The 24,074-nt window shown below is 50.3% G+C and carries 21 protein-coding genes; 10 read left to right on the top strand and 11 right to left on the bottom strand.

What is annotated here, in order from left to right; genetic code table 11:
• The 9 genes from CVU71_11460 to CVU71_11500 all read right to left on the bottom strand — a co-directional run bounded on the left by CVU71_11460 (position 1) and on the right by CVU71_11500 (position 9,126).
• Positions 1-705, bottom strand: a complete 705-nt coding sequence (locus CVU71_11460; protein ID PKN18126.1) for an ABC transporter ATP-binding protein — start codon at positions 703-705, stop codon at positions 1-3.
• On the bottom strand, positions 698-1,444 hold the full coding sequence (locus CVU71_11465) for an ABC transporter ATP-binding protein (protein ID PKN18700.1): 747 nt from the start codon (positions 1,442-1,444) through the stop codon (positions 698-700). Before CVU71_11465 ends, CVU71_11460 begins: the two co-directional genes overlap by 8 nt.
• Positions 1,445-1,450: 6 nt before the next feature.
• Positions 1,451-2,491, bottom strand: coding sequence for a hypothetical protein (locus CVU71_11470; protein ID PKN18127.1), 1,041 nt, complete (start codon positions 2,489-2,491; stop codon positions 1,451-1,453).
• The gene (locus CVU71_11475) at positions 2,485-3,360 is read right to left on the bottom strand and encodes a hypothetical protein (GenBank protein ID PKN18128.1); all 876 of its coding nucleotides are present in this window, start codon (positions 3,358-3,360) and stop codon (positions 2,485-2,487) included. Before CVU71_11475 ends, CVU71_11470 begins: the two co-directional genes overlap by 7 nt.
• Positions 3,361-4,063: 703 nt before the next feature.
• The gene (locus CVU71_11480; protein PKN18129.1) at positions 4,064-5,221 is read right to left on the bottom strand and encodes a cysteine desulfurase; all 1,158 of its coding nucleotides are present in this window, start codon (positions 5,219-5,221) and stop codon (positions 4,064-4,066) included.
• Between the two features lie 226 nt (positions 5,222-5,447).
• Positions 5,448-7,424 carry a hypothetical protein gene (locus tag CVU71_11485; protein PKN18130.1) on the bottom strand — a complete coding sequence of 659 codons (1,977 nt, stop codon included), beginning with the start codon at positions 7,422-7,424 and terminating at the stop codon, positions 5,448-5,450.
• Positions 7,342-7,725 carry a DUF1330 domain-containing protein gene (locus CVU71_11490; protein ID PKN18131.1) on the bottom strand — a complete coding sequence of 128 codons (384 nt, stop codon included), beginning with the start codon at positions 7,723-7,725 and terminating at the stop codon, positions 7,342-7,344. Before CVU71_11490 ends, CVU71_11485 begins: the two co-directional genes overlap by 83 nt.
• Positions 7,726-7,738: 13 nt before the next feature.
• Positions 7,739-8,263, bottom strand: a complete 525-nt coding sequence (locus CVU71_11495) for an HPP family protein (GenBank protein ID PKN18132.1) — start codon at positions 8,261-8,263, stop codon at positions 7,739-7,741.
• 2 nt (positions 8,264-8,265) lie between these two features.
• On the bottom strand, positions 8,266-9,126 hold the full coding sequence (locus tag CVU71_11500; protein PKN18133.1) for an alpha/beta hydrolase: 861 nt from the start codon (positions 9,124-9,126) through the stop codon (positions 8,266-8,268).
• 377 nt (positions 9,127-9,503) lie between these two features.
• On the opposite strand from CVU71_11500, the gene CVU71_11505 reads away from it, so the two are divergent.
• Positions 9,504-10,616, top strand: coding sequence for a hypothetical protein (locus CVU71_11505; protein PKN18134.1), 1,113 nt, complete (start codon positions 9,504-9,506; stop codon positions 10,614-10,616).
• Positions 10,617-10,692: 76 nt separating this feature from the next.
• Here CVU71_11505 and CVU71_11510 read toward each other — a convergent pair whose 3' ends face one another.
• Positions 10,693-11,319 (bottom strand): hypothetical protein, encoded by a 627-nt coding sequence (locus CVU71_11510; GenBank protein ID PKN18135.1) that lies wholly within the window; start codon positions 11,317-11,319, stop codon positions 10,693-10,695.
• Between the two features lie 206 nt (positions 11,320-11,525).
• Here CVU71_11510 and CVU71_11515 point away from each other — a divergent pair, with 206 nt between their 5' ends.
• The 3 genes from CVU71_11515 (at position 11,526) to CVU71_11525 (ending at position 15,541) form a co-directional block, all read left to right on the top strand.
• Positions 11,526-12,395, top strand: a complete 870-nt coding sequence (locus tag CVU71_11515) for a 3-hydroxyacyl-CoA dehydrogenase (GenBank protein ID PKN18136.1) — start codon at positions 11,526-11,528, stop codon at positions 12,393-12,395.
• A 102-nt stretch (positions 12,396-12,497) separates the two neighbouring features.
• On the top strand, positions 12,498-13,748 hold the full coding sequence (locus CVU71_11520; GenBank protein ID PKN18137.1) for a hypothetical protein: 1,251 nt from the start codon (positions 12,498-12,500) through the stop codon (positions 13,746-13,748).
• Positions 13,749-14,290: 542 nt separating this feature from the next.
• Positions 14,291-15,541 carry a hypothetical protein gene (locus CVU71_11525; protein ID PKN18138.1) on the top strand — a complete coding sequence of 417 codons (1,251 nt, stop codon included), beginning with the start codon at positions 14,291-14,293 and terminating at the stop codon, positions 15,539-15,541.
• 136 nt (positions 15,542-15,677) lie between these two features.
• Here CVU71_11525 and lpdA read toward each other — a convergent pair whose 3' ends face one another.
• Positions 15,678-17,060, bottom strand: a complete 1,383-nt coding sequence (gene lpdA / locus CVU71_11530; protein ID PKN18139.1) for a dihydrolipoyl dehydrogenase — start codon at positions 17,058-17,060, stop codon at positions 15,678-15,680.
• A 98-nt stretch (positions 17,061-17,158) separates the two neighbouring features.
• Here lpdA and CVU71_11535 point away from each other — a divergent pair, with 98 nt between their 5' ends.
• Genes CVU71_11535 through ispH form a run of 6 tightly spaced genes read left to right on the top strand, consistent with a single transcriptional unit; the run spans position 17,159 to position 24,043 of the window.
• Positions 17,159-18,499 (top strand): exodeoxyribonuclease VII large subunit, encoded by a 1,341-nt coding sequence (locus CVU71_11535; protein PKN18140.1) that lies wholly within the window; start codon positions 17,159-17,161, stop codon positions 18,497-18,499.
• 6 nt (positions 18,500-18,505) lie between these two features.
• A complete protein-coding gene (gene xseB / locus CVU71_11540) occupies positions 18,506-18,742 on the top strand; it encodes an exodeoxyribonuclease VII small subunit (protein ID PKN18141.1) in 237 nt (78 codons plus the stop codon).
• Positions 18,720-19,631 carry a polyprenyl synthetase gene (locus CVU71_11545; protein ID PKN18142.1) on the top strand — a complete coding sequence of 304 codons (912 nt, stop codon included), beginning with the start codon at positions 18,720-18,722 and terminating at the stop codon, positions 19,629-19,631. Before xseB ends, CVU71_11545 begins: the two co-directional genes overlap by 23 nt.
• A 16-nt stretch (positions 19,632-19,647) precedes the next feature.
• The gene (dxs, locus tag CVU71_11550; GenBank protein ID PKN18143.1) at positions 19,648-21,570 is read left to right on the top strand and encodes a 1-deoxy-D-xylulose-5-phosphate synthase; all 1,923 of its coding nucleotides are present in this window, start codon (positions 19,648-19,650) and stop codon (positions 21,568-21,570) included.
• On the top strand, positions 21,563-22,312 hold the full coding sequence (locus tag CVU71_11555) for a TlyA family rRNA (cytidine-2'-O)-methyltransferase (GenBank protein ID PKN18144.1): 750 nt from the start codon (positions 21,563-21,565) through the stop codon (positions 22,310-22,312). Before dxs ends, CVU71_11555 begins: the two co-directional genes overlap by 8 nt.
• Positions 22,313-24,043, top strand: coding sequence for a 4-hydroxy-3-methylbut-2-enyl diphosphate reductase (ispH, locus tag CVU71_11560; protein ID PKN18145.1), 1,731 nt, complete (start codon positions 22,313-22,315; stop codon positions 24,041-24,043).
• Positions 24,044-24,074 lie beyond the last annotated feature (31 nt).

The following is a 24,074-nucleotide window of genomic DNA, read 5'->3' on the forward strand; positions in this document are numbered from 1 at the left end:
CTATCTCCCTAAATATGCCTTTTTCACGAGATTGTTCTTCATCAGATCCTTCCCACTTCCCTCGAGAACGATTCGTCCTTCCTGAATAATATAACCACGGTCGGCCAGTTGCAGGGCTCTGAGCGCATTTTGCTCGGTCAGCAGAATAGTCAGGCCGGTTGTCCGCAGTTTGCTCAGCGTTTCGTAAACTTCGTCAACGATCAACGGAGCCAGTCCGATGGACGGTTCATCCACCATCAGCAACTGCGGAATGGCCATCAGTCCCCGGCCGATCTTCAGCATCTGCTGCTCGCCGCCCGACAGAAGACGGGCCGACATATTGGATCTTTCTTTTAATCTGGGGAAAAGGCTGTAAACATATTCGATCGTTTGCTTTCTTTTGGACCAGGATGATTTCCGGTAGGCTCCCAGCAAAAGATTTTCTCTCACAGTCATATAGGGAAAGCTTTTCATGCCTTCCGGAACCTGTACAATACCCCGGTTGACAATTTTATGCGACGGCAGCCCCTGAATGGCTTCATCGCGAAAAAGCACCCGGCCGCTGGTCGGCTGCATCAGACCCTGAATCACATTCAAAATCGAGCTTTTCCCTGTTCCGTTGGACCCCAGGATCGTTACAATTTCCGATTGCCGGACATTAAAATTTACTCCATTCAGCGCCGGAATGACGCCGTAAGATGCGCTCAGATCACTAACTTCAAGCATATTCCCTCCAGCCTCTGCCCAGATACGCTTCAATGACATCATCATTATTGACTACTTGATCCGGTGTGCCTTCCGCTAATTTAGCGCCGTAATTGATCGCGACAATCCGGTCGGCAGCTTCCATCAGAACCGCCATAACATGTTCAATCCAGAAAATCGTGACACCGAATTCTTCTTTGGCTTTTCGAATCATATTGATGGCGTTTTTTGCCTCGCCGGGATTGAGACCCGCCATAACTTCATCGATAAACAGCAACTGCGGCGTGGTGGCCAGGGCACGGGCTAATTCCAGCATTCGCAGTTCATAAAAAGTCAGGTCGCGCGCCAGAATATTTCTTTTGCTGAAGAGACCGACAAACTCCAGATAATGCGTCGCATCATACATCGCATCCTGAAAACTCTGGTTGATTCTTTTCTTGCCGGCAACGGAACTGGCCAGAACACTGGTCAGCGCCGTCAATTCCGGAAAGGGACGCGGAATCTGATACGTGCGGGCAAGCCCCATATGCGCTCTTTGATGCGGCTTCATATTCGTAATGTCCACGCCGTTCATTTCAATTTTGCCGGACGTAGCGGGGAAGTAGCCCGTCAGACAATTGACCACCGTGGATTTACCGGCGCCGTTGGGACCGATAAATCCCAGCGTTTCCCCCTGATAAATCTCGAAGGATACATCGTTGACCGCCACGATTCCGCCGAACCGTTTGACCAGATTGCTCACTTTAACTAAGGGCGCCATGGATTCTTACCTCCGCACATGAATGGTTGGCAAATATTCGCGATAACGGCGCTTCCGATACAGGCCGAATAAACCTTCCGGGAGAACAAACAGCAGAACCAGCAGGATAATCGGGAAAACCAGCGGTTGGATCGGCCCCATATATCGAATCATCAGCATCTCCAAGAAAGCGACAAAATAACCGCCAACCACGCAGCCGAAAACCTGGGCACGCCCGCCGATCATCAGTACCAGCAGGACCTTCAGCATAAACGTCAGCGGCAGATAAGTAATTCCGGCGAACGAACTGAAGTAATGCGCGTAAAACCATCCGATAATACCGATCATGGTCGAAGCGGTAACAAACGCGATAATTTTAATTTTATTGATATTGATGCCGATGGAATGGGCGACATCTTCATCATCGTTGATCGCCGCCATTAAAAGACCGTAGCGGGATTTCAGGACTTTGTTGATGAACCACAAATAAGCATACATGATCACGATGGAAAGATAGCCGATGATCAGAAAATTGTTTTTAGCATTGCCGGTGTCCAGAAGCGGCACAATACCGAACAGGCCGGTGTCGCCTTTGAAAATATCGGTATAAATGAAGGTCACTTCCAGGAACACCAGCGGTAAAAGCAGCGTCAGGAGAACATAGTAAAGCCCCCTCGCCATGATGACCAGCGGGCTGAACATAAGAGCTGAAACGATGCACATCAGGATGGCAAACGGCAAGGTGGTCAATGGCCCCCAGCCATAGGCAATACTGAGCAGCGCTGCCGTATAGCCTCCCACGCCGATGTAAAATTGAGGGCCGAAGTTCATTCGTCCCGTGCCGATGGTCATTAGCGCCAGAGGCATCGCAATGGCGGCATAGATATTGGCCGAAATCATGGTATTGATCAGGCCGGGACTGACAAAGTAGGATACCGTCGGAAAAAGAAAAAGGATAAAAGCCCACAGCAGTGTGTTGCGCCAGTAGCGAGGCTCCAGGGTCCATTCCCATTTTTTTGTTCCAAGCCGGATGACGATGCGGTCTCGCTTTAATTCCATTTTTACCATAACGATTCACTCCTTGCTAATCCCTGGGGTCGGATAACTAAAATAACCATGACCAGAATCAATGCTGACAAATTCATAAAGCGCGGTTCCCCGATGACATTACAGACGATGGCGTGGGTAAACCCGATTAAAAAACTGGCAATGATCGTCCCTTTTATATTGCCCAATCCGCCTAGAACCGCGACAAGAATCGCGGTAACCATGTACATCCAGCCCATGCCCGGCTCGACCGACCACACCGGCGCGACAATGAGCATTCCGATAATAACGGGCAACAGGACGATCATCATCGTAAACATATAGAGCGTTTCAACATTGATGCCGACAATTCGCGAGGAATAAATGTCCTGAGACAAAGCCCGGATGGCCATGCCGGTTTTTGTTTTAACAAAAAAGAAAACGAAAATGCCGGTCATCGCAAGAGCAACCACGGCGCCGACCATCAGCTGATTGGGAACCACCACCGCGCCAAGTTGAAAGACGCCGTCGATCAGCGTTGTCTCCAGATAAACTCCCGCCTGAACGGGATAATAGTAATTGGCCGCTTGTTCAATAATCAACGCCACCAGCAGAAGAGCGGTTAGCAGAACATCTTCCGTATACATGTATTTTTTAATCATGCCTTTGTAAATGAGGATGGAGACAATAAATTGGACGACAACCATGGCAAAAATGGAGGGTATCAGGGGCCATTCAAGCGCCGACATGAACATCCAGGTGCCGTAAACCGTAAGAGGAAAGATATAGGCGTATCCGAGATGGAAAATCCGCAGCACCCCGCAGATCAGTGAAAACCCCAGTGAAATGAGAAGATATATTGAGCCCAGCACAAACGTATAAATGACAACAGTCTGAATATAAGTCCACATGCCTTTTCACCCTCTATTGATGAAACTAAAATTTTCTCAAAACAACGATTATGAAAAGTTCCCGAAGTTCTCAGAAACCACTTCTTGCGCTTTGATCATCGCCGGATAACAGGGAATCCGGCACGCCGGGCAAGGACACAAAAACAGACGTATCCGAACACGGCCAGTGCAATTGCTGTCGAAAAAATTGTAAATTCAAATTTTGAAACTTTCTGAAAAACTGATAAGAATTAAACGTTGGGAAAGTGCTGTTGACCGGCAACAAATCTTTCCGGGATGGTTGCGGAATGACATTGTTACCGATGATGCATTGAGACGGAAAAAATGTTGCGAACACCAGGCCTCCAAAGCTATCAGATTTTGAATCTGTTCCATCTTCAGGAAAACCGTTTGGCAGTAAGCTCCAGCAGTCGACTCCTTAATGATCACGCGTTTTCAGCTGCTTTGAAATGGTTCACATACGACGACCGCATCAAGTTTAAAAAATGCGAAGTTGATTCATTTATTAGGTCATGATGAACATTTTGTCAATATGAAATTTAATTTATCCTCAAAATAAATAGATTTCAATAATCTGCGGCTATCCCCCGGCAGTAATCTTTTGTGCCCTGGTGATTTTTCCCCCTTCCGAAAGCACGATCTAAACGGGGCAGCGGCAGGAATTTACCGCGTCATTCCGGTTACAGCCGTTCGTTTCAGGCGATCAGCTTTTTAACAGTTTGAGAACCGCTTCACTGGCCGCATCTACCTCCTGCCCGGTGTTGAAAAATCCAAAACTGAAACGGATGGTCCCTCGTGGAAAGGTTCCAATCGTATGATGTGCGGAGGGCGCGCAATGCAGGCCGGGACGGCACAGGATTCCAAAGTTTTCTTCGAAATACTGAGCGGCATCCGAGGATGCGATATTTTGTACGTTGAAAGAAACAACCGCCGTTTGTTTCGAGACGTCTTTCGGACCGTAAAGCATCACCCGGTCGCTCATCGTTTTCAACTGGTCAAGAAAACGCGACGTTAATAATTTTTCTTTGGCTCTGATCGCTTCTACCGTCTGCTCTAAAACAAAGGTCACTCCCGCGCCGAGACCGGCGAAGCCTATCGTATTCGGCGTCCCGCTTTCATACTTGTCGGGCATAAAGTCCGGCTGATTCTCAAATTCCGAGTGGCTGCCCGTTCCCCCCATCATCAACGGGGCGACGCTCTTTTCCAACCCCTTACGGATATAGAGGCCGCCTGTCCCCTGGGGGCCGAAAAGGGATTTATGTCCGGTGAAAGCCAGCAGATCGATCCCCATCGTTTGAACATCAACGGGCAAAGCTCCGGCGGTCTGCGCGGCATCTACGCAAAAAATCACGTCGCCTCTTTCCCGGAGAAGCGACCCGACCGCTTCAACCGGCATAATCGTTCCCGTCACATTCGAGGCGTGGGTCAACACCACCATTTTAGTATTTTTCCGCAAAGCCCTTTGAATGTCGCGAGGATCAAGCTCACCTTGCGGCGAACAGGGAAGCACTGTCAGCTCTACACCGCGCGCTTCAAGAAAGCGCAGCGGGCGCATGACGGAGTTATGTTCCATGGCGCTGGTCATCACGTGATCACCGGATTGCAACGCACCAATAATAGCGATGTTCAATGCTTCCGTGGAATTTTTCGTGAGCACAATCCGCAGTGGATCATCGACGTTGAAAAGGCGCCCGAGAACTTCGCGCGTTTCATAAATGATTCGTCCGGCGTCGATTGCGCGTCCGTAACCTGCGCGGCCGGGATTGGCGCCGACCGCTTGCTGAAAACGACTCATGGCCGCCAGCGTCGCTTCCGGTTTGGGAAAAGATGTTGCCGCATTGTCCAGGTAAATACATTCCATGAGTTTTTATTATCATTCCCCTGTTAATTAATCAAACGGTGATCTTGTCCCGCCGTTTGCACCCCGCAGAGTATCAGTTGAACGATCTATGGATATTGTTTTGATTGAGCAAAAATCAGAAAAAGTGATTCCCGCCGGCTGCAAGACGGGAATCACTTCAAGAAGAAGATCACCCGCTGAAGATGAAATGCCATTCAGCTTCGCGGGCGATCGGGTATGCCGCGCTCTAATAAAGAGCCTGGAGCTGCTCTCCGTATTTCTTCATAACATTGTTCCTTTTGACTTTCATGGTCTGCGTCACCATCCCGTTTTCGAGCGTCAAATCCTCCGCAACAAAAAGAAATTTCTGCGGCACTTCATAGCTGCCGTAGGTTTTACGCAGATGCGCCGTAATGTCTTTCGACAGATAATCCTGTACGGCCTGATCGGCCAGGGATTCCGCCAGGGTGGCTTTTAAAAGCGGCGAGATATTCGGATCGGCCTTCAAAACATCAAAATTCGGCACAATCATGGCAACGTTGTAATCTCTGCCGTCGCCATACAGCATCGCATGGAGAATGTAGCGCAGCAACTTGATCTCGTTTTCAATACCTTCCGGATGAACGTACTTGCCGTTGGCCAGTTTGTATTCATCCTTGAAGCGCCCGGTAATATGCAGGAAACCGTCTTCGTCGAACCAGCCGCGGTCTCCGGTTCGAAGCCCCGAAAAGCCATTCCATTTATCCGGCATCATGATTTCTGCCGTTGCCTGGGGTTTGTTGCGATATCCCAGCATGACCTGAGGACCGTAGACGACTACTTCGCCGTCTTTGCTGTCTTCGCCGACGCGGGATTTGTCAATAACAACATTGTGGTATTTCATCGGTTTGCCGACAGTGCCCAGCTTATTGCCCCGTGTGGGTGAATTATTGGTGATCCCTGATGCGGTTTCCGTCATGCCATAGCCATCATAAGTAGGCTGACCGATATCCTTGAAGAACAAAGCGATGTCGCGTTTCAAAAGCGCGCCGCCGGTTACAAAAAATCTCAAACTGCCGCCGAAAATATTGCGCACCTGGGAGAAAACCAGCGCATCATAATCTTTAAATTCTTTCGTTTTTTCCGGCAGGTCTCTGTTTTTAACCGCTTCCGCCACCGCGGCATCAAAAAATTGCTTTTTAACCGGATCGGCGGCAACCCCCATCATGACGTTATCGTAAATGGTGGAGCAGATTTTGGGAACAACGGAAAGCCCGGTGGGTTTGACTTCCTGGAAATTCTGAATCAGCTTGAGCAGAGATTCGGCAAACGCGACGCCACCGCCGCAGTGGATATAAGTGAAGAGATCGCAAGTCATGCCGAAGACATGCGCCCAGGGAAGGATAGCGACGACATGCATGGTTTCATCCAGATTGAAAGATTCAACTCCCGATGTTGTGCTCAATGTCAGGTTTCCGTGGGATAACATAACGCCTTTCGGATCACCGGTCGTCCCAGAGGTATAGATGATGCAGGCCAGATCATTCCAGTGCGGTTTGACGGAAGGAACCGTATCTTTCCTGCCCGTTTCTTCCAGCGCCTTCATGGATTTCTCGCCGTCACCGTAAATAATGAAAATATCTTTCAGTGTGGAAATTTCATCCTTGAATTCTTTGACCTGGTCATAAATGCTCTGGTCCCGGACAAAAAGATATTTTACGGCGCCGTCAGTAATAATGTATTGCCAGATCTTTTTGAGTTCCTTCTGGTACATGGGCACGAATGCTGCGCCCAGGCCATGAGTCGCCTGCTGGCAGATGAACCATTCCACGCTGTTGTCGATAATGACGCCCACGGATTCGCCCTTGGCTAAACCAAGTTTTTTCAGAGCGGCGCGCAGGTTATTCACTCTTTCGGCCACCTGCGTGCGGTTTTGCCACTCATATTGCCCCGAATCCGGATTCTTGACGCCAAATAATCTTTTATTTGGCCATTTGGCTACGCTCATCTCAAATAAATCGACCAGATTGTTCGGGCTTTTGTATACGTCATTCATGTCTACTTCTTTTGCCATACTTTCACCTCGTTGTGTTTCGAAATATATTTTACGCCCCGATCGGAGAGTAATATTATTAATTGAAGCGTGCCGTTCCGGTTCGCTGCTATGCGGATAATATCGCCTTGAATTTAACAGGATCTGTCGCATAGAGAACGGCGCGTTCCACACCTTCCGCGCGGAATTCATGAACCTTGAGATAATCGGGATTATTGGCCATTTCAAGAAACGCCTTGCGCGACGGGTACGAGACGAGCATTAGGAGATCCCAATCCTCCTCCCCCTGAAGCAATTCCTTCGGTTTCCCAAAATAGAGCACCTTCGCTCCGACAGCCTCGACAAAGGGACCCGATTCCCTGATATAACGAAAGTAAGCCTCCCTGCCGCCTTCCTTTTTAAACTTCAGCAGGTTGAGCATAACAAATGATTCTTCATTGGGATTATCGGCTAACTCCTGAAATTGATCTTTGTTGCTTTTGAGACCGGACATGATATTTTGCTCCTTAAAGAATGGAATATGGTGATTTCTCAGACCAGCTCACTGGGTAGGAATTTATACCCGGCGCCAGACGGCTCCATACTGCGGCCACAAGTGCGAGCATCAGAACACCCAGACCAACCGGTTGCCACAGAGCAGAAAAGCCTGCGTGACCCTGTACCATAATCAGCGGATTGGCGCCGGCAGGAGGATGGACGGTTCTTGTGGCCATCATGAAAACAAACGACAATACGACGGCCAGCACGCAAACCCAAAGTTTATCTCCAAATGCCTGGAAACAGAGCACGCCTATTGCCGCACTGCCCAGATGTCCGCCGAATAAAGCTCGGGGCTGCGCTGCGGCTGCGCCCGTCAGGCCGAACAAAAACACCGTGGAGCCTCCCAGGGAAGCAAGTAAAAACGGCGAGGAAGGCACTCCCACAAACCACAGCGCCAAACCAATGCCGGTGGCGGCGCCCAGCGCACACCAGATCAAGCGGACAATATTTTTGCAGGCATGGTCTGGCCTTCCCTGTTCTCCGGAATCCATGATTATTTAAAAAATCCGTTCATCAGTTCGGCGACTTCTTGAGGTTTCTCCTCCTGGAGAAAGTGCGCCGCCTTGACCTGTTCGACTTTAATCGAATCAAAGCAATCTTCAAGGTGGGTGATGTTTGCCGGAATAATCACCGAGTCCTCGTTTCCGTAAATATAGAGTGACGGCATGGCAAACCTCTTGCCGGCAAGCGTCGCCCAGTGCGGAGCATCAAGAGCCATGGAACGATAATAAGAGGCGGCCGTGGCCGGCGTATTTTCAATGCTGTAACAGCGGATATATTCGGCGATGGATTCCTTCGGAATGGTGCCGTCCTGGCCCTGCCTGCCGAAGAAAAAGCTAACCCAGACGCGTTCGTTGCCCTTGATCATGGCTTCAGGCAGCACCGGCATCATTTGAAAATATTGATACCAATAAGGGATGTATCTGATGGCGATCATGGCTTTGGTTACTTCTTCCGCGCCTTTGACGTTTGCGAGGATGGGGATATTCAGGATGACAAATTTTTTCACCCGATCAGGAATCAAGTAAGCAAGTTCCTGGGCTACGATGCCGCCCCAGTCGTGGCCAACCAGGAAGAATTCATGGATCCCGAGAGCATCGATGATTTCGATGACGTCCCTGGCCAGTTCCACTTTCTGGTACGCCTTCACGTCCTTGGTGCGTTCGCTGTCGCCAAGACCCCGCAAATCCGGAGCAATAACGCGCCAATTCGGGTCAAGGAACTCAGTAACGCCTTCCCAGCAATAGGAACTTTCCGGCCATCCATGCAGCATGATTACAGGGAATCCATCCTTGTTTCCCCGATCGCGAACATTAAATGTTCCTCTTGAAACGCTGATTTTACTGGTGTTCATAGTCATAATAATCCTTTCACGCAATCATCTGTAATGCATACAACGAACGTTGGTTGTATTATTGACCCGTATTTATTTTGTCAAGGATTATTTTTTGAATGAACTGTAAAAAACGCTTGACAAAACAACCTCTGCTCCATTAGGTCATACAATCAACGCTCGTTGTAATATCCGGCCGGGGCAAGCCCAATATTAAACATCAATCGCGTTAAAAACCGGGGAGATCCGAAAATGAATTACTTGCCGCAGCCGAAAAAGTATGAGAACCTTATAACCGATGCGGGCAAACCGTATCACAGCGTTTGGACAAAGCACGTAGAGCCGCGAAATGGCAAATACACCATGAATAAATAAACTAAAATAGAAGGAGATGTTTTATGATTAAATCAAGACTTACTGAGAAGCTCGGGATCAAATATCCCATCATCCAGGCCGGCATGGGCCCGTTTTCCAACAACAATCTTTGTGTCGCAGCCGCCAATGCGGGCGTTCTGGGATTGCTTTCCACAAGCGGCCTTTTCGACAAAGAACAGCAGCCCTGGATTTATAACGCCTTTATTCAATCGGCGGAGTCGACCATGGAAGATGACATGGCGACCGTGATGGAAAAACTTCTGAAACGCACCTACCGCCTGGTGAAAGATAAGGGCGGCATCTTCGGTATCAATGTCATGGTGTCGGCGGAACTGATGACCCAGGCCAACATTATCATCGATACGGCAATTAAGGTCCGTGAAGCAAATCCGGATATGAAGAATAATTTCAAGGTCATCTTCACATCCGCCGGCGACCCCGTCGGCTGGAAAGACAAGATCAAGGGCGCAGGCTTTACCTGGATGCATGTCGTCCCGTCCGTCAAAGGCGCGCAGCGCTGCAAGAAGGCCGGCGTGGATGTCATTGTGGCCTCCGGCCATGAGGGCGGATTCCATACCTCCTGGGAGCCGGTCCACTCCATGATTCTCCTCCCCGCCGTGGTCGAAGCCGTTTCCGATGAGAACACCCTGGTGTGCGGCGCCGGCGGGTATGCCGACGGTAAGACGCTGGCGGCGGCACTGGTCATGGGCGCCGACGGCGCGCAGATGGGAACCCGATTCCTGGCCACTCAGGAAAGCGACTTCCATCAGATCTGGAAAGAGGCCGTCGTGGAAGCCGGTGACCGGTCAACACTGGTGGCCCGCGGCTTTGTCGGTCCGGCGCGGTGGATCAAAAACCCGCGCAGCTCGGAACATGCCGTCAACACCCTGAAGAAATCACCCGGTATTTTTCTGGGATTCCCGGATGATTATGCAAGCCCGGAAGCACAAAGCCTGATTGAATTTGAAAAGCAATCCATCAAAGCCGTATGCGAAGGGGATAAAGGAATGGCCATGATGGCCGCCGGGGAAGTTGCTCAGCGCATCAGCAGCATGCCGAAAGTCGAGGACCTGGTGCAAACCATCGCCAAGGAAACTGAAGATATTCTTCGCGGTGTTCAGAAATATCTCGTATAAGCTAAAATGGCAATAACCTAACAAAAAGCCGGGAGATGAACTCCCGGCTTTTTACTTTTACGATGGTGGAAAATAATCAAACCATGACTGTCTTCATGACATTCTTTTCCAGCAGATTGTTCACCTCTTCTTTGGAATATTTTTTCATATTCCAGCGACGCAGGGGACGCAGGGCCAGCTGGTAAACAATCATGTTGGCGGTAAAAGAAGTGTCCTCGCAGTGAAAGACCTTCCTCTCCATGCCTTTTTGCAGGATTTCTTCTATCCGCGTGACAACCTGACTCTCCCTGGCCAAAATGATCTTGAGTAAACGTTTCGGAAGAGATTTGGACTCCCTGTACAAAAGCAGGACTTCATCTCCATAGTCAAAACCGTTATCAATCAACTCACGGATAACAGCCCTCAGTTGTTCAACCGGATCATCAATACTCACAATGCTCTGCTTTTCGAAAAGTTCGATTTCCGGCTTGTGAATCATGTTAATAACCAGAAAAAGGATATCTTCCTTACTTTTAATGAAATAATACAAATTCCGGATATCGATTCCCGTTGCCTTGGATATTTCACGCATGGACGTCTGCGCGTAGCCTTTCTTCATAAAAAGCTTCGTGGCTTTTTTAATGATCTGCATTTGTCTTTTTTGAAACAGATCATTATTTTTCTTTGGCTTGACCTCTTTGTCGGAGGCTGCGTTCTTTCCCATTGATTTAAAAGAAATCCTTTCAAGAGTATTGATGTCACTATAACAAAACTGGTCTGTCTGTCAATGTAAATCGAAAATAATACTTGACAAAATGGCCCCGGCAAAATAGTCCATACAATCAACACTCGTTGTATGATGATTTCAGGAACCGGAGCCGTTTTTAACGGCTCCTGCAATATGACAATTAAGGAAATTAAGGAGGAAACATGAAGATCGATGATGTAAAAAATGTGTGTGTCGTGGGCGCCGGAAACATGGGGCATCAGATTGCACTCCAGTGCGCTCTTTCCGGATTTAAGACCGTCAGCACAGATGTCGTTCCGGCTGTTCTCGAAAAAGCCGAGAAATTTGTCGACAGCTACCTGGCCGGCCGCGTGCAAAAGGGAAAGATGACGGAGGATGCGGCCAAAAAAACCAGAAGCCTGATTTCGTTTACGGGTGAGCTCAAAGAAGCCGTAAAGGATGCCGATGTGGTCATCGAAGCCGTTCTGGAAAGAATCGACCTGAAGCGCAAAATCTTTGCCGATCTGGACAAGTTTGCACCCGCCAACGCCATTCTGGCAACGAATAGTTCTTTCATCGTGAGCTCACGCATTGCCGATGTCACCAAGCGACCCGCTCAGGTCTGCAATCTTCACTTCTTCAACCCGGCTCTGGTCATGAAACTGGTGGAAGTGGTTCAGGGCCCCCACGTTTCGGACGAAACGGCACAGTGCATGATGGACTTCTGCCTGAAAATCGACAAAATTCCCATCCATGTCAAGAAGGAAGTCGATGGGTTTGTCTTGAACCGCATTTTCAGTGTGATCCATAAGGAAGCTCTCTGGATGCTGGAAATGGGTGTTGCGTCTTTTGAAGACATCGATAAAGCCTGTGTCTATGGCGCCGGCCACCCGATGGGTCCCTTCCGTCTGCTGGATCTGACCGGTATCGATCTGGCCTACGATATCGGCATGAGCCACTTCTATGAGTCCGGCAATCCGGCCGACCTGCCTTCCCCGAGCATTGTGAAGAGATATACCGAAGGCAAATACGGTCAGAAGACCGGTGAAGGCTGGTACAGTTATAAAAAATAATCAACCGATAATTTCATAAATTCAACAGTTGTTTCTCCTGCTGCCACAAACGGCGGCAGGAGATTTATTAAACATAAGGAAAGGAAAAAGGGAGGATTTTACATGTCTGAAGTTTCTAGTGGAGCTATTGTTGATCCTGCAAAGTACAGGATAAAGGTATTGGTTGCTTCGATTTTCGGTTTTGCCTTTGATGGAATGGATATTTGGGTTTTCGCACTGGCGGCGCCTTTACTTTTGGAGGCCTGGCCGACGCTGACGCTGGTCCAAATCGGTTTTGTCGCCACATGCATGCTGTTGGGTATGAGCGCAGGCGGGTATGTTTTTGGCCCAATAGCTGATAAATACGGCAGAAAAAAAGCTTTGGTCTGGTGTATTGCCTTCTTTGGTATAGCCACCGGTCTCACCGGCTTTGCTACAGATTATATTCAACTGGCCATACTGCGATTTATAGCGGGCCTGGGACTTGGCGCGGAATGGGCGCTGGCCGGAACGCTTTTACAGGAATACACGGAACCTGCCAAACGCGCGAAATACAGCTCCTGGATGCAGCTGGGCTGGCCGGTGGGCATCGCGATAATCGTTGCAATCAATCATTTTCTTTGTCCGATTTATGGCTGGCCGATTCTTTATTTCTTCGGCGCCACAGCCGTTTTCCTTGCCATTTACATTCAGGTTGCCATTCCTGAATCACCCGTCTGGCTCCAAATGCAGGAAGCCAAGAAAAAAGGCATCGCATCAGGTGCACCGGCTGCTGCTGCGGCTGGCATCAGTGACCTGTTCAAGAAAGAAAACTTCAGGTCGTTCCTCTTTGTCGTTGTCATTTGCACCTCTCTCATGTTCACCTATTGGGCCGTCAATACCTGGCTGCCCACGATTCTGGCCAGAGAAAGAGGCATGTCTCCGAAAGCATTTTCGTCCTTCCTGCTGATCCTGCAGTTTTCAGCGATTGCGGGTTATTTCGTTGCCGGGTGGGCCGGCGACAAATTCGGCAAGCGTCCGGTGATGGCGATCAGTGCGTTTCTTGCAGCCGTCACACTGTTCTTGTGGATGGGAGTCGAATGGGAAGACCAAAGAATGTTCTATATCCTGGGTGTCATTGCCTGGGCATGCCCCTCTGTCATCTGGGCCATTCTGCTGGCTTACCTGGTTGAACAGTTCCCCACGCATATCCGTGCGGTGGGCGTTTCGACCGGATACTCCACCGGACGTTTAATTTCGACTATTGTACCGGTCGTCATGGGCGCCGCGGCTCAGGCAGTAGGACTGACCCTGGTGATGGCTTTCATCTCCGTATTCTACCTCATTTGCATGTTTGGTGTGCTGATGTTGAAAGATTCAAGCGCCCATATATAAGCATCTCACGGTGATCGGAAACCAAATTATGATTTTATAGTTTGGCACCATTATTAACCGGTCTTAACAGTACCGGGCGCCGCCCGGTACTGTTAAGACTGAAAATTGCGCAATCCGGATCGGATCTGCCAGAAGCCCATACAGATATCACGCATTTGCTGATTGTACAGACTTGTCATAGGATTCAGCGAGGAATATTAATTTGATTTTCCATGAGAGTTTGTATAAGAGGTAGAGCATTCCAAAAAAAGTCTTTGTATCAAGCACCAGATTTCACGTCTCAAGCATAACAAGTGCAGTGCCAGAAAAAAGTTTCTCGAATACTCGGTTGTAACTGAAAAAGTAGTCGCAACAAAAGGGTCAGACGAACTTAGTCTATTAACGGCGCGTGGGGGAAATATTAAAATGCCACTGCTCGCTACGCACCGGTGATATATACCTAAGGAGGGAGGGACGGCGGATTTACGGTAACAACGACGTATCAGATGCATGAATCCAATCATGTATGAATTACAATTCTTACAAATACGGGAGGGTTTTTCATGTCAGAGGTTTCGAGTGGAGCTGTTGTTGATCCTGCAAAGTACAGAGGAAAGGTGTTGGCGATTTCGATTGCCGGTTATGCTTTTGATGGAATGGACATCATGGTTTTTGCGCTTGCCGCGCCGTTATTATTAGAAGCTTGGCCGACGCTAACATTGGTTCAGATCGGTGTTATTGCAACGTCTATGCTGCTGGGCATGAGTTTTGGCGGCTATATTTTCGGTCCCATCGCCGATAGGATTGGCCGCAAAAGGGCATTGGTCATCTGCATCGCCTTTTTCGGTGTCATCACCGGTTTTACCGGTTTTTGTACAGATTACATTCAAATGAGCGTCATGCGCTTTCTGGCGGGACTGGGTCTTGGCGCGGAATGGGCGCTGGGCGGCACGATCTTGCAGGAATTTACAGAACCGGCCAAACGCGCTAAAGCCAGCTCCTTGATGCAGCTGGGTTGGCCGATCGGCTATGGTCTTACCGTATTAATCGGATATTTCCTGACGCCGATAATGGGCTGGCAGATTCTTTATTATACAGGTGCAACGGCTGTTTTGCTGGCCATTTACATTCAATATGCCATTCCGGAATCCCCCTCTTGGTTGAAAATGCACCATGACCGGCAAAAGGGTATTGCTGCCGGCACACCTCCTGCTGCAGCAACCGGCACCAAGGATCTTTTCAAAAAAGAAAATTTCCGGCCTTACCTGTTTGTCGTTGTGATCTGCACGTCAATGCTTTGTACCTACTGGGCGGTCAACACGTGGCTTCCCACGATTCTGGCCAGAGAAAGAGGCATGAGCCCCAAAGCCTTTTCCACATTGCTTATGACGCTGCAATTTGTAGCGGCCGGGCTTTATTTTGTTGGCGGCTGGGCCGGCGACAAATTCGGCAAGCGTCGGGTCATGGCCATCTGTGCTTTCATCTCCGCCATTACGATGTATTTGTGGCTGGGAATACAATGGGAATCGGACATGGTATTCAATATTCTTGCCGCCATCGCCTGGGGTTTCCCATCCATTATCTGGGCGATTCTGCTCGCTTATCTGGTTGAACAATTTCCCATCCATATCCGTGCGGTCGGTGTTGCATCCGCCTTCTCCACCGGACGCCTGATTGCAACCGTCATACCGATTGCCATGGGCGCCGTGGCGCAGCAAATCGGCTTAACCGTCGTTATGGCCGCCGTATCGGTATTCTATCTCATCGCCATGTTTGGCGTTCTGATGCTGAGAGATGAAAGCAAGCATATATGATGATCTGATTTTCATCAGATATTAAAACGGAAACAACCTTTATCACGAAAGGCCTGAAGGGAAAAAACCCTTCAGGCCTTTTCATTGGTCCGTCAACTGCAAGAGGGAAGCGGGGGCCATGAGCGTGCAGCGGTCATCAATCCGGAAAATTCATTATTTCACTGAGTGTCGGGTGGGGAATGACCCAGCAGGCGAGCTGCTTTCTGGTTAATTCATTGGAAACCGCCAGGGCAAGCGGTGAAAGAAGGTCGGCGGCATGGTCGCCGACGATGACCGCGCCGATGATTTTGTCCTGATGGAAGACAACCTTGACAAAACCCTGCCCCATCAACTCGGCGCGGGCAATGATGTTGGCGCTGTAATTGGATTTAACAATTTCTATGTTTAATCCTTCCTCCCGGGCCCGCCTCGGGGTGTAACCGACGCGCGCGATCTGTGGATGACTGTAAACAACGGATGGAATAAAGTTTTCCTGATAGGCATAATCACCGTCGCCAAACATCCTTTCCACAGCGACTTTGGCCTGCCTCGCTGCGCGGTGCGCCAGCATCATGCCCCCTGTAACATCGCCTGCGGCATAAATCCCCCGGACGGTGGTCATCATATTCTCATCCACTTTGATTCCGGCTTTCGTATAGTCCATTCCCAATTTATCCAACTGTTCGACGTGTAAAAGCGGCTTCCGGCCTGTGCACAGCAGGGCGCATGCGGCGCGCATTTCCGTGGCTTCACCATTTTTTTCCACCTGCATCACAACACCGCCCGCTGACTCTTTGAGGCTGACAAGCTTAGTTGATGTGTGGACGGCAATTCCCTGCCGGGCCAGCTCCTGGTTGAGAAAATCCGCGGCTTCTTCATCCTCCAGCGGCAAAATATGATCCAGCAATTCCACCAGGATAACCTTCACGCCGAGTTCGGCAAATACCGTGGCGTATTCGACGCCGATAAAACTGCCGCCGACAATGATCATCGCGGAAGGCAGTGTTGCCATGCCGAGAATATCGTCCGAGGTAAGAATCCGTTCCGATGTCTGGAGACCCGCCAGGATTTGCGGCTGCGACCCCCACGCGATGAGAATATGATCCGTCATCAATATGCGGCTTTGTGCGGATGAATCCGTAAAACGCACCTCGTGAGGCGACACTATCTCACCCATACCCTGCCTGAATTCCACCCCGGCATCCGTAAGACTTTTCTGCGCGCCGAGGGCTGCGATTTTAACAATCTGCTGCTGGTGTTTCTTCATGGCAGGAAAATCGACGGCGGCATTGCCAATATTGACCCCGACGCGTTTGAGTTTTTTCAAATCAGAATAAAATTTGCTGCAGGTAAGCAGCGCTTTAGTGGGAATGCAGCCGCGGTGCGTGCAGGTGCCTCCCCAGCCGTCTTTTTCGATGATCAGGACTCGTTTTTTCTTTGCTGCCGCCAGTTCCGCCGCCGCCAGCCCCCCCGGACCGCCGCCAATGACAATCAGATCATACTTATCGGACATGTATGCACCCCCCTGTTTAACGGTCATTAACACAAGCCTCAATACCAGGCAAACGGAAATTCTTACGGAATTGAATCTTGTCTTACCCGCGAATATCTGGTACTCCACCAGTCAGGATTAGGTGGATGAAAGACTTTCTGACCGTTTCACAACTTAACGATAATATTAAAACCTTTCTGGAGGAAACCTTCGGTTCCCTCTGGGTGGAAGGTGAAGTTTCCAATTTGCGCAGGCCCCAGTCCGGCCACGTCTATTTCACACTGAAGGACGATAAAAGCCAGGTTCGTGCGGTTTATTTTCGCCCATACGGTTATTCTCAAAACCGCGCGCCAAAGTTTGATCTGGAAGACGGCATGAAAATTTTATGTCGGGCGCGCCTCAGCGCTTATCCGCCGCGCGGCGAATACCAGCTCCTTGTGGAATCCATCGAGCCACAGGGTGTGGGCGCGCTGCAAATCGCATTTGAGCAGCTTAAAATAAAACTGGCGACCGAAGGATTATTTGATGAGTCCCGTAAAAAAGCATTGCCTTTTCTGCCCCGCCGCATCGGCGTCGTCACCTCGCCGACCGGTGCGGTTATCCGGGATATTTTAAATATCACCCGCCGCCGCTTTCCCTCCGTTCATATTCTGATCGCCCCCACCCGGGTTCAGGGAAACGATGCCGCCGCTGAAATCATCTCCGCTCTGCGCCGACTTCACGCTCACGGCAGCGTCGATATCATTATTATTGCACGGGGAGGCGGCTCGCTGGAGGATCTTGCCCCTTTCAATGATGAATCCCTGGCCAGAGAAATTTTTCATTCACCCATTCCCATCGTCTCCGCAATCGGCCACGAAACCGACTTTACGATTTGTGATTTTGTCGCGGATCTGCGTGCACCCACGCCGTCGGCGGCGGCGGAGCTGGTGGTTCCGCTGCGAGTGCAGCTGCAGGACAGGATTCAGAATCTGCGGCAGCGGCTGGTGGCCGGCGAGCGCCGTCATCTTGATGATCAAAAAGAGCAGCTGGCGTCCCTGCAGGCCCGATTTAAAGATCCACGCCGCTTCCTGATTGATTATTCCATTCATCTGGATGATCTGCGCGAAAGAATTCAGCGCGCCGTCACGCAAAATACGCAAGCCGTGAAAAGCAAACTCCAGCGCTTGGAACTGGGTTTGCAAAGCCGGAATCCGGAGCGCCGGATCCGTGAAAAAAGAATTTCCCTCGACCATTTGGGAAAAGGCATCGCGGATGCCTGGAATTGCTATTTCAAAGATCGGGGAGGACGGCTGGAAAAAAACGCGGCCCTGCTTTCTTCCTTAAATCCGCTTGCGGTATTGCAGAGAGGTTACAGCATCACGCGGCGCTTATCGAATGGAGAAATCGTCCGTCAGGCCCGGGGGTTGACCCTGGACGAAAGCGTCAGTATCCAACTCGCTTCCGGAAGCATCCGGGCGCGGGTGGAAAAAATAAACGGGGAGTAAAAGATCATGGCGAAGGAAAAATTTGAAGATGCTTTGGAAAAACTCGAAAATATAGTAAGGGAAATGGAAGCGGGTGAAATGCCGCTGGATTCGGCGCTGAAATCTTTTGAAGAAGGCATTCGGCTGATCCGTTTCTGTTCCGCAAAACTCGATGAGACTCAGCGCCGCGTCGAACAGCTTCTGGAAAAAGATAATTCGCTGCAAACAAAAATATTTCAGGATGATAACACTGATGAACCATGAGGATTTCCTTGAGGCTTACTTAAAAGACCGGCAGAAAATTGTGGAAGAGGCGCTCGAACGATATCTTCCGGGGAAAGATAATAATCCGCAGGACTTACATGCCGCCTTGCACTACAGTGTATTCGCCGGCGGCAAGAGAATCCGGCCGATTCTTTGCCTGGCGGCGCTTGAGGCGTGCGGCGGCGATATGGCGCCGGCGATGCCTGTCGCCTGCGCGCTCGAATTGATTCATACTTATTCCCTGATCCATGACGATTTACCGGTTATGGACAATGATGATTTCCGGCGCGGCAAACCCACCAGCCACAAGGTTTTCGGTGAAGCGGTGGCCGTCCTCGCCGGCGATGCTCTTTTAACGGAGGCCTTTGTACTCCTGTCCCGTGCTGAAAAAGTCCGGCTGGCCGCGGAGAGGCGCCTGGCCGTCATCCAGGAAATTGCCCACGCCGCAGGTATTGCGGGTATGGTGGGAGGACAGGCGCTGGATATCCGGGCGGAAAAAATTGCGCCTGATTTTGAGGGGTTGATGGATATTCACCGGCGTAAAACCGGCGCGTTGATCGTGGCGGCCGTTAAATCCGGAGCGATTCTGGCCGGTGCAAGCGACACCAGAATTCAGGCGCTGGGTGTTTACGGCAGCCACATCGGCATCGCTTTTCAAATCGCCGACGACATTCTCAACGTGGAAGGCGACAGCGAACTCATGGGCAAAAAAACCGGCAGCGACGCCGCTCGCGGCAAGGTCACGTATCCGGTTCTCCTCGGATTGGAAAATGCAAAGGCAAAACTCGCCGACCATGTGGATGCGGCCACTGCCTCCATCGCTGCTTTTGATTCACGGGCACTGCCGTTGAGAGTCATCGCCCGCTATATTATGGATAGAAAATCTTAAAGGGTTACCCATACCAATGAAACCAGTTGAAATAACCGATTATGACGTTTTGCCGAAGGTGAATTTTCCTTCCGACATCCGGAAACTCAATCTGGCGGAACTCAACAAGCTGGCGCAGGAATTACGAACCTTCATCATCAATACCGTGGCATCGTCAGGCGGCCATCTCGCTTCATCGCTGGGCACGGTGGAACTGACTCTGGCGCTGCATTATGTTTTCAATACACCGGAAGACCGGCTCATCTGGGACGTCGGCCATCAGTCTTACGCCCACAAGATTGTTACGGGACGTAAGGATAAGTTTTCCACCTTGCGAAAGCAGGGCGGCCTGAGTGGTTTTCCCAAGCGGGAAGAAAGCATCTATGACGCTTTTAATGTCGGACACAGCGGAACCTCGATTGCGGCGGCGGCGGCGTTTGCCGAAGCCCAATGCCTGAAAAACGAACATTACAAAGCCATCGCGGTAATCGGCGACGGCTCCCTCACCACCGGCATGGCGTTTGAAGGATTAAACTGGTCGGGTGACCGCGATAAAGATTTGATCATTGTGTTAAATGATAATGAAATGTCCATTTCTCCGAATGTCGGCGCCTTATCGTCTTATTTAAACAGAATCATGACCGGCGACAGGGTCACCAAATTCAAAAGCGAGCTGAAAAACTTCCTGAAAAGCATTCCCGGTGTCGGCGAGCAGATTTTAAAGTTTTCGAAACAAATCGAGGAATCCGTGAAAACCTTTGTTGTTCCCGGCGCGTTGTTTGAAGAACTCGGTTTCACGTACGTCGGACCGCTGGAAGGGCATCGCCTGGATTACCTCATCAAAAATTTTGAAAACGTCAAGAAATTAAAGGGGCCGGTGCTGGTTCACGTCATTACGCAAAAAGGCCGGGGCTACAAATTTGCCGAGGATAATTCGCCGACCTATCACGGCATTGCGCCCTTTGACGTGGAAACCGGTTTGACGATTCCATCGGCCAATACCGCGCCTTCCTATACGGAGATTTTCGGCAAAACGCTCATTGATCTCGCCTCCGCCGACTCCCGCGTTGTCGCCGTTACGGCTGCCATGTGCGAAGGTACCGGTCTGGATAAATTTCGACAGGAATTCCCCCGGCGTTTGTATGATGTCGGCATTGCCGAACAGCTGGCCGTCACCTTTGCCGCCGGTTTGGCCATGGAAGGCCTCCGGCCGGTTGTGGCAATTTATTCAACTTTCCTGCAGCGCGCTTATGATCAGATATTACACGATGTCTGTCTGCAAAAGCTGCCCGTGGTTTTTGCAATCGACCGCGCCGGCTTTGTCGGTGAAGACGGTGCGACTCATCAGGGGCTGTTTGATTTTTCTTATTTGCGTAATCTTCCCCATATCATCATGATGGCCCCGAAAGATGAAAACGAACTGCGGCATATGCTCAAAACAGCCGTCAGCTGCGGCTCGCCCGTGTCTATTCGTTACCCGCGCGGCAGGGGCATCGGCATTCCCCTCGATGACGAGCTTTCTACATTGCCCATCGGCCGCGGCGAAGTGCTTTGCGAGGGTTCCGATCTGGCCATCATTGCCGTAGGCGCAACCGTCGAGCCGGCCATGAAGGCGGCTCGCTCACTGGCGGATAAAGGAATCTTCGTTCAAGTCATCAACGCCAGGTTTATCAAACCGCTCGACGCGGCATTACTCTTAAAAACAGCGGCGTCCGTTCATAAAATTCTGACGGTCGAAGAAAATGTTCTGGACGGCGGATTTGGCAGCGCCGTCCTGGAATTGTTCGCCGAAAACGGCATAACGGATGTAACGGTCAGAAGATTGGGAATCGCGGATGAATTTGTACAACACGCAACACAGGCCGAATTACGCTCTCAGTATGGCCTTGATGAAAAAGGCATCCTCCGGGCGGCAGAGAAAATGTTAAACGAAGATTCCTTATCAGCACATCATGAATAAGCACGGTAAAAAAATTCGTCTGGACGCCTTGCTGGTGGAGCGCGGCATTGCCCCCACTATAGAGAAGGCCCGCGTCCTGATTCTGTCCGGCGCCGTTAATATGGAAACACGCTGCATGGATAAAGCCGGTGCGCTGGTCTTCGGGGACGCAGCTCTTTCCATTAAGGGAGAAGATCACCCTTACGTCAGCCGCGGCGGTTTGAAGTTAAGGGGCGCCCTGGATCATTTTGCGCTGGATGTAAACGGTTTTGCCGTTCTGGACGTCGGAGCATCCACAGGCGGTTTCACCGACTGCCTGCTTGCGGCCGGCGCGCGCAAAGTGTTTGCCGTTGATGTCGGCTACGGCCAACTGGCCTGGAAGCTGCGTGAAGACCCGCGTGTAGTGGTCATTGAGCGCACCAACATCCGCCATTACGACGGCGCAGACCTCGATGAAAAGCCCGCGCTTGCCGTTATTGATGTTTCGTTTATTTCGCTGAAAACCGTCATCCCCGCAGTGCTGCCGCTCATCGCTGATCATGCCCGAATCCTGGCTCTGATCAAGCCGCAGTTTGAAGCAAAAAGAGATGAAGTCGGCAAAAACGGGGTGGTGGAAGACACAAATGTTCATGAGCGTGTCGTAGAGGAAATCCGCTTCTTTTGTCAATCAAAAGAACTGGAGGTGCAGGGAACCTGCACTTCTGCTCTTTTAGGACCGGCCGGCAACAAGGAATTTTTCATTTTGGCACGGAAGACAAACTGAATGGAAATAAAACTCGCCAAAACAGCCGGATTTTGCATGGGCGTGCGCCGGGCGGTGGATACGGTTCTGGATATTGCCCAGCATGAGAAAGGCAGGCGCATCTATACTTACGGCCCCCTGATCCATAATCCCCAAACCATTGAACTCCTGAAAAATCGCGGGATTACGGCCATCAGCGATATCCATGAAATCCCGGACAAAAAACAGGCGGGGCTGATTATCCGGGCGCACGGCATCGCGCCCGGCGAAAGGAAAAAAATCAAGGAAAGCGGCATTAAAATTATTGATGCCACCTGTCCCAAGGTCGGCTACGTGCAGGCCATTATCAAAAAGCACACGGCTCTGGGCTACACGGTCATCATCGCCGGAGACCGTGAACACCCGGAAGTGGATGGTCTGTGGGGTTATACCGAAGGCCGGGGCATTATTGTCTCGACCCTTACGGACGCGGAAAAATTACCCGCTATGGACAAAGTCTGCATCGTGGCCCAGACCACCCAGGACACGGATCATTACACCAACATCGTTAATAAAATTCAGGAGAAAAATCCGCAGGCCGTCGTTTTCAACACGATCTGTTCCTCCACGGAAAGAAGGCAGGAAGACATTATCACCCTGGCTTCCGAAATGGACGCTTTATTCGTCGTCGGCGGCAAAAACAGCGCGAATACCTGCCGCCTGGCCGATCTGGCCAAAAAACAAAACACACCGACTTTTCATATCGAAACGGCTGAAGAAATAAAAGATATTGACCTGACCCCTTATAAAAGCATCGGGGTTTCCGCCGGCGCTTCCACGCCAAACTGGATTATCGACCAGGTCATGGACAATATAGCGGAAGGATACGGCACGCCATACAAAAAAGCGGGGTTCCTCCTTAAACTGTGGTTATGGGCGGTCAAAACGGACTTCTATTCCGCATTGGGTGCGGGATGTCTCGCCTGGGCGGGCATGCATCTGCAAAAAATCCCCGTCCATATTTCATCCATTGCCGTTGCTTCTTTTTTTGTTTATGCCATGCACGTGCTGAACCGGCTGGTGAGCCGCAAGGAATCGGGGCTGATCGGCTCTTTCCGCGAGAAATCCTATTTACTCCACGAAAAACATTATCGTCTGGCGGCCATTGTTTCACTGCTGATTGCTCTGATCCTGTCGTTCATGAACAGTCTGTTTTCTTTCTTACTGTTATTTATTATTTCGCTCGCCGGCGGCTTATACAATATGAAAATCCTGCCTGAGGGATGGCGTTTTCAGAGTCTGAAAGATATTCCCGGTTCCAAAAACTTTTTTACGGCGGCGGCCTGGGGAATAGTGACAGCCGTTTTACCGGCTTTAAGTCTGAACCGCCATTTCGATGCCGGGACGGCAGTCGCTTTTATTTTTACATTCACCCTGGTCTTCACACGGTCAGCCATGTCGGACATGATGGATATTCAAAGCGACAAACTCCTGGGGCGGGAAACCATCCCTGTTGTCATCGGCAAGGAAAAAACCCAAGTGTTGCTGAAAATTATCATTCTGATATTATTGATTATTTTACTAATATCCCACCCTGCCTCGTGGAGCTCAACTTTAAGTTATTTCCTGGTTTTGTGTATATTATATATATGGATTTGTTTCCGACTTTGTGATAGAAGGGCGGGGCTTTCAGGAGGGATCATCGAGGGGCTCCTGGAAACAAGCTATATCATTGCTGGTTTTGCTGTTTTCTGCTGTTACGTTCTGGGCTGAGTTTACGATGCAAAGCAAATGAAAGGAGTAA

Source organism: Deltaproteobacteria bacterium HGW-Deltaproteobacteria-6 (genome assembly GCA_002840435.1).
GTDB lineage: Bacteria > Desulfobacterota > Syntrophia > Syntrophales > Smithellaceae > UBA8904.